Source organism: Nocardia sp. FBN12 (genome assembly GCF_054031145.1).
In genome coordinates this window covers 6,807,169-6,820,872 of sequence record NZ_CM132926.1, presented here as the reverse complement: position 1 = coordinate 6,820,872, position 13,704 = coordinate 6,807,169, and the positions used below count along the sequence as shown (strand labels likewise).

The following is a 13,704-nucleotide window of genomic DNA, read 5'->3' as shown; positions in this document are numbered from 1 at the left end:
GACGCGCACCGGCACGTCGCGCACCGCGCGGACCAGCCAGTGTTCGTTCCACCTATCCATCCATCCCGACCACCGTGCGCCGCTCGTGCGGCTGCCCGGCGTTGCCGATCATCTCACCGATCGCGACAATCCTCGCACCGGTCCCGTCGCCCGGTTCGGCGACTGCCACCGCGGACTCGGTGAACACGTGGCTCACCTCGTCCGCACCCCCCTGATCTGCCCCCAGCACCAGCGTCGCACCCGCGATCGCGGCCGAGACGATCTCGAGCACCCCCACCACCGAATCCGGTCGACCAGCCGCTCGCGTGCGCGATTCGAAAGTCAGCCCGGTGCGCTCGGCGACCTGTTCGGCCGCGGCCGCCAACTCGTCGTAGCTCAGCGTGCGGCCACCGCCGACGAAGGCCACGTCGTCGCCGCGCAGCGCCCGCGTGCGATGGGCGTAGCCGATCGGGCGCGGCGACTCGGCGGCCAGTTCGGCGTGCAGCGCGGGATCGGCCAGGTCGTACCAGTCCAGGCCGTCGGGCGCGTCGAGGATGTCGATGGTCAGGCCGAGTTTCACCTCGAGGCTGCCCGGCAGCCCCGCGTCCATCGTCATCAACGGCACCACCGCGGCACCGGCCTTGAGCACCGCCCAGGTCGCGATCGCCGCGTCCATCCCGCGGTCTAGACGAATGGCGACTCCGGTGCCAGGCCCTGCTCCGCGCGCGATCAGCGAGCGCGCCAATTGCGAAGAGCGGGCATCGAATTCGGCGTAGGCGAGCTCGGCTTCGCCCAGGTCGAGGGCAGGCGCGTCCGGGTCTTCCTCGACGGCGGAGGCCAGTTCCTGCGCCAGGGCGGCACCGTTGGCCGACGGCGCGGGGGCATAGGCGGCCGCGGTCAGCGCGCGTTCGCGTTCGCCCGCGTCACGCAGGTCGATATCGCCGACGCGCACCGCGGGGTCGGCGGCGACCGCGGTGACGATCTCGGTGAGCCCGCGGGCGAAGGCCGCGACGGTGGGCTCGTCGAAAAGGTCGGTGGCATATGTGAAGACGACGCCGATCTCATCGGGTTCGCCAGCGGCCGACAGTCGCGGTTCGACATTGACCTGCAGGTCGAACTTGGCGGGCCGGGCCGCGAGATCCATCGCCTCGATGGTGAGGCCGGGCAGGCGGAGCACGGGGGTCTCGTTGTTGTGGAACGAGAGCACCACCTGGAACAGCGGGTTGTGCGAGACCGTGCCGGTCGGAGCCACCTCCTCGACGACCCGCTCGAACGGCAGGTCGGCGTTGGCGAACGCGGCGAGACCGACTTCGCGTGCGGCACTGACCAATTCGTCGAAGCCGCGTTGTGGATCGACTTCGGTGCGCAGGGTCAGGGTGTTGACGAACATGCCGACCAGGTCGTCGAGCTCGGGTTCGCCTCGTCCGGCGATCGGCGTGCCGATCGCGATGTCGGTGCTGCCGGAGATCCGGGCGAGCAGCACGGCCAGTGCCGCGTGCACGACCATGAACAGCGACGCGTTGTGCGTGCGGGCGATCTCGACGAGATGGGCGTGGATCTCGGCGGGCAGGATGGTGCTCACATCGGCGCCACGCAACGAGGCGTGCGAGGGGCGTGGATGGTCGTGCGGCAGTTCGACCGTGCCGGAATGACCGGCCAGGGTGTGTCGCCAGAAGGCCAGTTGCCGCGCGGCGGTGGAATTCTCGTCGGTTTCGGAGCCGAGCACCGCGCGCTGCCACAGCGCGTAGTCGGCGTACTGCACCGGCAGCGGCGCCCACGCCGGTGAGCGACCTTCGACGCGCGCCCGGTAGGCGATCACGAGGTCGCGGGCCAGCGGCGCGAGCGAGCCACCGTCGGCGATGATGTGCTGCACCACCACGGCGAGCACATGCTCCTCCTCCGCGAGCGGATCATCGCCGGGGACCGTGAACAGCCCGGCGCGCAGCGGAACTCGGTCGGCGACATCGAAACCGCCTGCGAGCAAGCGCATTATCCGATCGCGCGGGTCGTCGCACTCCTCGATCGCGAGCCCGGTCGGCAGCACCGCGCTGACGGGCAGGATCTCCTGGTACGGAACAGCTTCGGTGTCATCGGCCGGGAATCGGGTGCGCAGCGCCTCGTGCCGTTCGAGCACATCGGCGACGGCATAGCGCAGCGCCGAGGTGTCGAGCGCACCGCGCAGCCGCAGCACCAGCGGAATGTTGTACGCGGGTGAGTCCGGGTCGATGCGGTTGAGCAACCACATCCGCTGTTGCGCGGGCGAGAGCGGAATGACGCCACGATCCTGCGCCGGGATCAGCGGCGGTCGTGGCGCGGCCACCGCACCGGGGCGCACACGGGCGGCGAGCGAGCCGACGGTCGGCGCCTCGAACAGGTCACGTACCACCAGGTCGGTGCTGAGCGCCTGGTCGATGCGGGCGATGGCCCTGGTGGCCAGCAGCGAGTTGCCGCCGCGGTCGAAGAAGTTGTCGTCCAGCCCGATCTCGGGCACGCCGAGCAGGGTCGCGAAGACCTCGGCGACGCTGAGTTCGATGGGCGTGGTCGGGGCGCGGAAGGTGGTGGCGGCGGTGAACTCCGGTGCGGGCAGCGCGGCGCGGTCGAGTTTGCCGTTGGTGGTCATCGGTAGTTCCCCGACCACCACCACAGCGTCGGGAACCATGTAGCCGGTGAGGAATTCGCCGACGGCGGCGCGCACGTCCACCGGGTCGAGAGCTGTCTCCGAGGCAGGCACGACGTAGGCGATCAGGCGGTCACCGGCGTGCTCGTCGGCGCGCACGATCACCGCGGACTGGCCGACGCCGGGCACGCGGAGCAGCGCGGCCTCGATCTCGCCCGGTTCGATCCGGAAGCCGCGCAGCTGGACCTGCTGGTCGCCGCGCCCGCCGTATTCGAGAGTGGGGGTGCCGCGGAAACCGATCCACCGGCCGAGGTCGCCGGAGCGGTAGCGGCGGGCACCCGGTTCGCCGAACGGGTCGGCGACGAAGCGGGTGGCGGTGAGGCCCGGCTTGCCGAGGTAGCCGCGTGCGAGCTGGTTGCCCGCGATATAGAGCTCGCCCGCGACGCCGAACGGGACAGGGCGCAGACGGTCGTCGAGGACGACCACCGACAGTCCGGGCAGCGCACGACCGATGAGACTGCCTGCCAGTTCGGCGGAAGTGTCGCGCCGATCCGCCGCCGCGTCCGCATCCGAGCCGGCCCGATCGGCCACGATCTCCGCCGTCCGCGAAGTCAGAACCTGGTGCGAGACATGGACGGTCGTTTCGGTGATGCCGTACATGTTGACGAGTTCTGGTGCGCCCGCGCCATTTCCGTAGCGGTCGTACCAGCGGTTAAGCTTGCGGGGGTCCAGCGCCTCGCCGCCGAACACCACGTAGCGCAGCGGTAGCGGTGCGGCTCCGGCGGCCTGCGCGGCGCGGTCGGCTTCGTCGAGTTGGGCGAAGGCCGTGGGGGTTTGGCTCAGCACCGTCACGTGTTCGCGGGCCAGCAGTTCGCGGAATTCGATCGGCGAGCGAGAAGTCAGGTGGTCGACGACGACGACCGACGAACCGCCCGCCAGCGCGCACCACAGCTCCCAGACGGAGAAGTCGAAGGCGAAGGAGTGGAAGACCGTCCACACGTCGTCGGCGTCGAAGGCGAACAGCAGTTGGGTGTTGGCGAACAGCTCGAGCACATTGCGGTGAGTCACGCCGACACCCTTGGGCAGGCCGGTGGAACCCGAGGTGTAGATGACGTACGCGAGGTGGTCCGGGCGCAGCGGGGCGTGGCGCTCACCGGGCCGCAGCGGCGCGGCGGAGAAGGCGCCCTCTTCGCCGAGCAGCACCACCGGCAGGTTCGCCAGTGAGGTACCCAACGGCACCGTCGACAGTGGATCACCATCGACCGGCGCCTTCAGTCGATCACCCTCGCCCGAAGTCGTCAGCAGGACAGTGGGTTTCGCGTCGGAGATCACGTATTCCAGCCGCTGCGCGGGATATCCGGAATCGATCGGGAGATATCCGGCGCCGGAGAGCAGCACGGCCAGTAAAGCGACCGGGAGCTCCGCCGTGCGCGGAACAGCGACGGCCACCAGTGTTTCCGGTCCGGCGCCCTGCGCGATGAGCGCGCGGGCGAGTGCCGACGCGCGGCCGAGGAGGTCGGCGAAAGTGACGGACTCCGCCCCCGCCCTGATCGCGATCGCCTCGGGTCGCTGCTGGGCCTGGATCGTGATGAGATCGGCGAGCGTCACCTCGGGCACGGCGACACCGGGTGAATTGCCTTCGCGCAGCACGAGTTCGCGCTCACCGGGAGCGAGCACATCGATATCGCCGACCGGTTTGCGGGGATCGGCGACGATCGCGGCCAGTACCCGCGTCCAGCGATCGGCGAAGTCGGCGACGGTGGCGCGGTCGAAAAGGTCTGTGGCGTAGACGAAGGTGGCCGCCATGCCCTGCGGTGCGCCGTCGACGCCGATGTGTTCGGCGAGCTCCACCTGCAGGTCGAACTTCGCCAGCGGCACCGTGAAATCGGCGGCGGACACGGCGAGGCCGGGCAGCGCCAGGTCGGTGCGGGCCAGGTTCTGGAAGGTCAGCATCACCTGGAACAGCGGATGCCGCGCGGTCGAACGCACCGGCTCCAGCAGATCCACGAGCCGCTCGAACGGCACATCGGCATGCCCGAAGGCCGCGAGATCCCGAGCTCTGACCTCGGTGAGCAGCTCGGCGAAGTTCGCCGCCGGGTTCACCTCGGCGCGCAGGACAAGGGTGTTGACGAACATGCCGATCAGCTCGTCGAGCGCCTGCTCACCGCGGCCCGCGACGGGGGTACCGATCGCGATGTCGCGGGTGCCGGAGAGCCGGGCGAGCAGCATGGCCAGCGCGGTGTGCACCACCATGAACAAGGTGGCGTTGTGCTCGCGGGCCAGCGCGGACAGACCAGCGTGGACCGAGGCCGGAACCTGCACGCTCAGCGAGCCACCCGCCCGGCTCGACACCGCGGGACGCGGGCGGTCGGTAGGCAGTTCGAGCTGTTCGGGCAAGCCGGACAGGGTCTTTCGCCAGAAGGCGAGTTGCGCGGCGAGCAGTGAATCCGGGTCGTGCTCGGCGCCGAGCAGCTCACGCTGCCACAGCGTGTAGTCGACGTACTGCACCGGCAGCGGCGGCCAGTGCGGTGCGCCGCCACCTCGTCGTTCGGCGTAGGCGGTGAGCAGATCCCTGGTCAGCGGCGCGAAAGAGAAACCGTCGGCGGCGATGTGGTGGACCACGCACACGACTACGTGCTCGTTGTCCGAGATCGCGAGCACCCGCACGCGCACCGGCGGCCCGGCGGTGACGTCGAAGCCGGTCAGCGCCGCGGCGCCGATCGCCTCGGTCAGCTGGTCTTCCGCGACCTCGACGACTTCGAACTCCGGCACCGCGGCTGGGTCGCCTGCCGCCAGCACCAGCTGGTGGCCTTCACCATCGAGCACCGCACCGCCGCTGACATCAGCAGGCTGGGCGCCGTTGGATACCGGGTAGACCGTGCGCAGGACTTCGTGGCGCGCGATCAGGTCGGCGATCGCGGCCCGCAGGGCGGGCAGGTCGAGCCGACCCGACAGGCGCACCGCGACCGGGATGTTGTCCACCGCCGAAGTGGGGTCGAAGCGGTTGAGGAACCACATCCGTTGCTGGGCATACGACAACGGGACCAGCGCTGGACGCGGACGTGGTGTCAGCGGCAGGGCGTGCGCCGACAGTCGTTGCTGCTCGGCCCGATTGGCGAGCGCGGCGACCGTGGGCGCATCGAAGACCGCCTGCACCGGCACCCGCACGTCCAGCGCGGCACCGATGCGGGCCACCGCCTGCGCGGCGAGCAGCGAGTCACCACCCAGTTCGAAGAAGTCGTCGTCGGCGCCGACCCGGCCCGCGCCGTCGCGCAGCAACAGTGCGGCGAACACATCGGCCACCACCTGTTCGGCCGGGGTGGCGGGCGCGCGGAAACCACGCGCGGTGAACACCGGCGTCGGCAACGCGGCACGATCGAGCTTGCCGACCGACGTCAGCGGCAGCGCGTCGAGGACCATGATGACCGACGGAATCATGTACGCGGGCAGCGATTCCGCGAGGAATTCCGCCAGCGCGCCGGTGTCGACGGTGCGCCCGGCACGCAGCAGCACATAGGCGACCAGCGCGGTCGTCCCCGACGGCATCGTCTTGCCCAGCGTCACCGCGTAATCGAGGTCGGGGTGCGCGGTGAGCGCGTTGTCGATCTCGCCCAGCTCGATCCGGAATCCGCGCACCTTCACCTGGAAGTCGGTGCGGCCCAGATATTCCAGCGTGCCGTCGTGTTCGTATCGGCGCACCAGGTCACCGGTGCGGTACAGCCTGCCCGGCCCGAACGGCGAGGCGACGAACCGTTCCGAGGTGAGCCCCGGCCTGCCCAGATACCCCTGCGCCAGCGCGGGGCCGGCGAGATACAGCTCGCCGACCACTCCGGCGGGCACCGGCCGCAGCCGCGCGTCGAGCACGTACAGGCCCATGCCGGGCACGGCGTTGCCGATGGTGATCGGCGCGTGCGGGTGCAGCTTTGCGGTGCTGGTCGCGAGGATCGTCGCCTCGGTCGGCCCGTAGCCGTTGTAGAACGCGCGCCCGCCGGTTGCCCAGCGCCCGACCAGCTCCGGGCCGAATCGGTCACCCGCGACGATCACGGTCGTCAGATCCGGCAGCCCGGCCGGGTCGACGGACTCGAGCGCGCCCGGGGTGATCAGCAGGTGGGTGATGCGTTCGCGGCGCAGCAGGTCCGACAGTTCGAAACCACCGAACACGCGCGGCGGCGAGATCACCAGCGTCGCCCCGGTACCGAAGGCCAGCAGCAGCTCGAGCACCGACACGTCGAAGTTCGGTGAGCAAACATGCAGCACACGCGAATCCGGTTGCACACCATAGTGTTCGCGCTCGGCGGCGACCAGCGTGGCGAGCCCGGCGTGCGTCACCTCGACGCCCTTGGGCTTACCGGTGGAGCCGGAGGTGTAGATGACGTAGGCCGGGTGGGCCTCGTCGATCGGGCGGACCCGGTCGGCGTAGCTCACCGCGTGCCCTGGCCGCACCGCGATGCGTTCGGCGACCACCGGGTCGTCGAGTTCGATCCAGTACGCGGTGGTGCCGAGGCCCGCGCGATGGGCCGCGGTGGTCAGGCCGATGGTCGCGCCGGAGTCGGCGACGATGTGGGCGATCCGCTCGGCCGGGTAGGCCGGGTCGACCGGCACGTACGCGGCACCGGTCTTGGCGATGGCCCAGACCGCGAGCACGGATTCGACGGAGCGGGCGATCGCGATCGCGACGACGTCGCCCGCGCCCATGCCACGGTCGATGAGTTCCCGTGCCAGGCGCGAGGATCGCTCGTCGAGTTCACGATAAGTGAGGCGCTGTTCCGCACCGGGCATGCCGGTGGGGTTGGAACGCAGCGCGATCGAATCGGCCGCGGACTCGACGGCGGCCGTAAGTAGTTGTCCGAACAACGGTGCGCCGGTCGCCCGTCGGCGACCGACACGGCCCGTGCGGCGGGGGGTTTCCACAGACCAATACACCTCTCGCGTCCGGCGGCCGAGTCGGACACAGCATAGCTACACCTACATAGCCACTGCCGACCGTCGCCGAGGTGTGCGCCACGACACACCAACTCTATCGCAACAGGATCGTAATACCCATGTAGTCCGTTACGGAGAGGTATCGGCGGATCCGTGCGCACCCGCGACGACCTGCGCAATTACCGGTCCGGACGTGGCTACCGCCACAGCCGAGAGCAACTCCTGGTGGGTGGCCTCGACCGGGTGGTCAGCAATGATCCCGCTGACGAAACGCCGCCATCGCGAGGCTCCGTCCCCCAGCTTTTGGGGGGTCCGCAGAGCGGTGAAATAGGTCAGATCGCCGTCGAATCGGGCGGGTTCGAGCTCGGTCAGCACCGCCACCGAATGCAGCGCGCCGCGGTACATGCCGACGAATTGCGCGCGCGAGATCGGCGTGTCCCCCGCCAGCGCGGCGTGCAGCGATTCGAGCGCGTCGTCGCCGAGTTCGGCGAGCTGGTCGGGTAGTCGATGCTCGGGTATGCCGAGTTCGGTGAGCACGTGTCGCAACTCGGTCTCGAAATCGGCGAGCGCGGCGCCAGGCAGGCTGTCGAGCATCGTCAGCGACGCCACTGTCTCGCCCTCGGCTTGCAAACGGGTGGCGACGGCCTGGGCGAGCACACCGCCGAGCGACCAGCCGAGCAACTGATAGGGGCCGTGCGGTTGGACGCCACGAATTTCGGCCAGGTAGCGGTCGACGAGTTCTTCCGCCGAGTTGGGCCGGAATCCCGGATCGCTCAGTGCCGGCGACTGAATGCCGACGACGGGCTGATCGTCGGGCAGGTACGGCACGAGGCTCGCGTAGGCCCATGCCAGGCCGGAGACCGGGTGCACGCAGATCAGCGGTGCGCGGGTGCCGCGGCGGGCGATCGGGAGGACCACCGCGAGCGCGGCTTCGAGGTCGGCCGCGGTGGCCGGGCCGTCGCTGATTCTCGTCGCGAGGCCCGTGACGGTCGGATCGGCGAAGAACGCGGCGACGGTGAGTTCGACGCCGGTGTGTTCGCGCAGGTGATGCACTACGCGGGTAGCCAGCAGGGAATTGCCGCCGAGGGCGAAGAAATCGTCGTCGAGGCCGGGGTTTTGCGTGCCGAGGACCTCGGTGAAGACAGCGGCCACGGCTCGCTCGTGATCGGTCTCGGGGGCACGGTAGCGGCGCGGTTCGAGTACCGGTGCCGGAAGGGCGGGTCTGTCGAGTTTGCCGTTCGCGTTCAGCGGGAGATGGTCGAGGACGACGAAGGCCGCCGGGACCATGTACGACGGGAGTACCTGCGCCACCGCGGCTTTGGCGACCACCGCGGTGAGCGTTGCGCCGGGTACGGGTACGACGTAGGCGACGAGACGGTCGCCGAGCTGCGGATCGCTGGCGGCGATGACGGCAGCCTGGGCGATCTGCGGCGCGGCGAGGAGGGCGGCTTCGATCTCGCCGAGTTCGATGCGGAAGCCGCGGATCTTCACCTGGAAGTCGGTGCGGCCGCGGTATTCGAGTTCGCCGTCGGTGGTCCAGGCGACGAGGTCACCGGTGCGGTACATGCGCGCGCCACCGGCGAAGGGGTCGGCGACGAAGCGGTCCGCGGTGAGATCGGGGCGGCTGTAGTACCCACGGGCGAGCTGAGCGCCCGCGAGGTACAGCTCGCCCGCGACACCTGCCGGGACGGGACGCAGCCGGGCGTCGAGAACGTAGACCCGGCTGTTCCATTCGGGTCGGCCGATCGGCACTGTCACGACGTCGTCGGTCGTGACGCGGTGATCGGTGATCGACACCGCGGCTTCGGTGGGGCCGTACAGGTTGTGCAGTGCCGCCGAGTTCGCCGCCAGGAAACGCTGGGCGGTCGCGGCCGGGAGAGCCTCGCCGATCGCGAGGACGCGGCGAAGCGAATTCGGCAGGGCGCCATCGGATTCGATCAGCAGCGCATCGAGCATCGAGGGCACGACGTGCAGCGTCGTCACCGCCTGTTCGGCGAGGACGCGGAGCAGGTAGGCGGGGTCGCGGTGGCCGTCGGGGGCGGCGATCACCAGGCGGCCGCCGCACACCGCGGCCGACCAGAACTCCCAGACCGAGAGGTCGAAGGTGGCGGCGGTCTTCAACAGCACCGAATCGTCGCGGCCGAGGCCGAAAGTGGCTGTTTTCCAGAGCAACTGGTTGACGATCGCGCCGTGCGAGACCGCCACACCCTTCGGCTTGCCGGTCGAGCCGGAGGTGAAGATGAGGTAGGCCGTGCTCTCCGGACGCAGCACACCGATGCGTTCGCTCGCCGTGATCGGCGCGGTCGAGATCGCGGACAGGTCGACCTCGTCGATCACGATCACCGGTGCGGTGACACCACCGATGGCGACTGCCGGCGACAAATCGCTGCCCGTGGGCTCGACTGCCGAGGCTGCGACCGAACCGTCAGCGGAGTGGGCCATCGCATCGGGCGCGGCCGTCGCCGCGCCGGCGGCCTCAGTGCGCGCGAGAAACACACCCTCGCGCGCGGTGGTCAAAATGCAGGCAGGCGCGGCTGTTTCGACGATGTGCGCCACCCGGTCGGTCGGTTGATCGGGGTCGACAGGAACGTAGGCGGCGCCGGCCTGGGTCACCGCGTACATGGCGATGACGAGATCCACGCCGCGGCGCATGGCCAGCGCGACACGGTCCTCGACTCCCACGTCCCGCGTGATCAGGTGCCGTGCGAGCCGGTTCACGCGGGCGGCGAAATCACGGTAGGTGACCTGTGCGCCGTCGGCGTCGACCAGCGCGATGCCGACGGGGTGGGCGGCCGCGGTGTCCGCGAAGAGTGCGGCGAGGGTCGCGGTCGGGCAGGCGTGGCCGGTCGCGTTCCAGTCGTGCAGGATTCGTGCCCGTTCGGCATCGGAGAGCAGTTCGATCTCGTCGACGGGGCGGTGCGGGGAGGCGGCGATCGCGGTGAGGACCCGAGCGAACCGATCCGCGTAGGTTTGGGCGGTCGAGGCGTCGAACAGGTCGGTGGCGTAGGTGAATACGCCGCTGATCCCTTGCGCGGCGCCCGCGCTGTCGTAGGCGTCGGCGACGATCGCGTGTAGGTCGAACTGGGATACCGCGAGATCCACGTCGACGCCCTCGACCGCGGTCTCGCCGAGTTCGAGGCCCGTGCGGCTCAGGTTCTGGAAGGACAGGCCGACCTGGAACAGCGGATGCCGGGCGGTGGAGCGGGCGGGGTTGATCGCCTCCACGAGCCGCTCGAACGGGAGGTCGGCGTTCGCGAACACCTGCAGGTCGGTATCGCGTTGGCGGGCGAGGAGTTCGGTGAACGACTCGCCGGGCTCGAAGGTGGTGCGAAAGACCAGCGTGTTGACGAACATGCCGATCAAGTCGTCGAGCGCGGCCTCGCCGCGACCGGCGACGGGGGTGCCCACCGCCAGATCGCCGGTGCCCGCCAGCCTGGCCAGGGTCACCGCGAGGGCGGTGTGCACAACCATGAACAGGGTCGCGCCGTGTTTGCGCGCCAAAGCCATTAGCGCGCGGTGGGTTTCGGCGTCGACCTCGATCGGGACGCGACCACCGGCGAAGGACTGCACCGCGGGGCGCGGGCGGTCGGCGGGCAGGTCGAGCTGGTCGGGCAGGCCCGCCAGCGCGGCACGCCAGTAGCCGAGCTGGGCCGAGGCCAGCGACCGCGGATCGTCCTCACTGCCGAGCAGGGCCCGCTGCCACAGCGCGTAGTCGGCGTACTGCACGGCCAGCGGCGCCCACTCCGGCGCATTGCCCGCCGAGCGCGCCGCGTAGGCGAGCATGAGATCCCTGGTCAGCGGTGCGAGCGAGGAGCCGTCACCGGCGATGTGGTGCACGACCACGGCGAGCACCGACTCGTCGGCGCCGAGCTCGAACAGCGCGACCCGCAACGGCACCTGGCTGCGCACATCGAAGCCGGACGAACCGAACTCGTGCATGGCGGCGGTCAGCTGGCCGGGGGCGATCGCGCGCACCTCGAGCTGTGTCGTCGCCTCGGTCAGGATCTGCTGGATCGGCCCCTCGTCGGTCTCGGGGTAGATCGTGCGCAGGGTTTCGTGGCGGGCGACCAGGTCGGCCACGGCAGCGCGCAGGGCTTCGCGATCGATGGCGCCGTGCAGCCGCACCGCCATCGGGATGTTGTAGGCGACCGACCCCGGGTCGAATTGGTTGAGGAACCACATCCGCTGCTGGGCCAGTGACAGCGGAATCCGCGCGGGCCGCTCCCCCGCCACCAGCGCGGGACGCGTACCCGCACCGGCGGCTTCGGCGAGGCGCCGGGCCAGTGTTTCCACCGTCGACACCTCGAACAACAGCCGGACCGGGAAGTCGGCATCCAGTGCGGCACCGAGGCGGGCGGCGACCTGGGTGGCCATCAGCGAATTGCCGCCGAGTGCGAAGAAGTCGTCGTCGAGGCCGAGCTGGGTGTCGCCGAGGTCGAGCACCTGGGCGAAGGTGCCGGCCACGATCTGCTCGACCGGTGTTGCGGGAGAGCGGAATTCAGCGTGCTCGAGGATCGGTGACGGGAGCGCCCTTCGGTCGAGTTTGCCGACGGGGGTGAGCGGGATGGTGTCGAGTTCCATCAGCACCGTCGGCACCATGTGCGCGGGCAGGCTGCGTTCGGCGAAGGTGGTGAGCGCGGCGGTATCGACGGTCGCGCCGGGTGCCGCGTGCACATAGGACACCAAAATGGTCGCGCCGCTGTCGAGTTCGTGGCCTATCGTGACAGCGAAGTCGATGCTGTCATGCGCCGAGAGCACCGCGTCGATCTCGCCGAGTTCGATCCGGAAGCCGCGGATCTTCACCTGGAAGTCGTTGCGGCCCACATAGTCCAGTGCGCCATCGGCGGTCCAGCGGACGAGATCACCGGTGCGATAGAGGCGAGATCCGGCGGGGTCGAACGGATTCGCGACGTAGCGCGAGGCGGTGAGGCCGGGGCGGGCATGGTAGCCGCGGGTCAGCTGAGCGCCGGTGATGTAGAGCTCACCGGTGACGCCCGGCGGAACGGGGCCGAGCCGGTCGTCGAGGACGTATTCGGCGACACCGTTGATCGGGCCGCCGATGGTCATCGGGTCGCCCGGTTTCAGCGGCACGCTGATGTTGGTGACGATGGTCGTCTCGGTGGGCCCGTACGCGTTGTGGAATTCGCGCAGTGTGCCGTCGGCGAGTGGAATCGCCCAGCGCCGCAGGAGATCCGGCGGCACGGCCTCACCGCCGACCGCCACCACCCGGAAGTCGTCGAGCCCATCCGGGTCGATCGAGGCCAGCGCGGCCGGGGTGATGAAGGCGTGACTCACCCGCTCCCGCCGCAACAGCGCGGCCAGATCGTCGCCGCCGTACACACTCGGGTCGACGATCACCATCGTGGCGCCGGCGCCGATCGCCAGCAGCAACTCGAGCAGCGAGGCATCGAAGGACGGTGAGGCGAAATGCAGAGTGCGCGAGGCGGCTTCGACGCCATAGTGCCGACGCTGTTCCTCGCTGAACCCGGCGAGCCCGGCCTGGGTCACCGCGACGCCCTTGGGCAGTCCGGTGGAACCGGAGGTGTAGATCAGGTAGGCGAGATCCTCTGCCCGAACCGGACGCACCCGGTCCGCCGACGTGATCGCCGCACCGGAGAGGTCGTCGAAAAGTTGTCCGCCGTCGAGCCCGCCACTCGGCAGGTGTCCACCATCAGGCCGCGCGCCATTGCCGCGCGTGTCGGTCAGCGGCTCTGTGGGTGCGGCTGCTCCGTCGGTTCGCTCGGCGTCGAGCGCGAGCCATTCCACCTGTGCGGGCAGACCATCGGCGACGGCCGCGACAGTCAAGCCGAAGACGGCGCCCGAATCGGTGACCATGTGGACCACGCGGTCCGGGGGGTAGTTCGGGTCGACGGGGACGAAGCCCGCACCGGTTTTGGTGACGGCCCAGACGGCGAGGACCGATTCGATGGAACGTGGGATTCCGACGGCTACCAGGTCGCCCGCGCCGATGCCGCGGCCGATCAGGAAGCGGGCAATGCGGTTGGAGCGCTCGTCGAGTTCGGCGTAGGTGAGCGCCCCGAGGGTCCGGGTGGCATCGGCGAGGACGACCGCGAGCCCATCCGGGTTGGTCTCGACCGCGGTGGCCAGCAGCTGTGCCAACGCGGTGACGCGCGGGCGACGAGTCCGTACCGGTCGGGTTCGTGCCGGTCGTGTCATAGCTGTTC

2 protein-coding genes are annotated in these 13,704 nt (G+C 70.0%); both read right to left on the bottom strand.

Annotation, left to right across the window (positions count from 1 at the left end):
• Positions 1-52 precede the first annotated feature (52 nt).
• Positions 53-7,507: an amino acid adenylation domain-containing protein gene (locus ACWZHB_RS32155; RefSeq protein ID WP_427905471.1), complete on the bottom strand. Its 7,455-nt coding sequence runs from the start codon at positions 7,505-7,507 to the stop codon at positions 53-55.
• Positions 7,508-7,648: 141 nt separating this feature from the next.
• Positions 7,649-13,696 (bottom strand): amino acid adenylation domain-containing protein, encoded by a 6,048-nt coding sequence (locus tag ACWZHB_RS32150; RefSeq protein ID WP_427905470.1) that lies wholly within the window; start codon positions 13,694-13,696, stop codon positions 7,649-7,651.
• Between the last annotated feature and the right edge of the window lie 8 nt (positions 13,697-13,704).

Coding starts and splice junctions, on each gene's coding strand:
- ACWZHB_RS32150 (WP_427905470.1), bottom strand. CDS start 13,696: ATGACACGACCGGCACGAACCCGACCGGTACGGACTCGTCGCCCGCGC.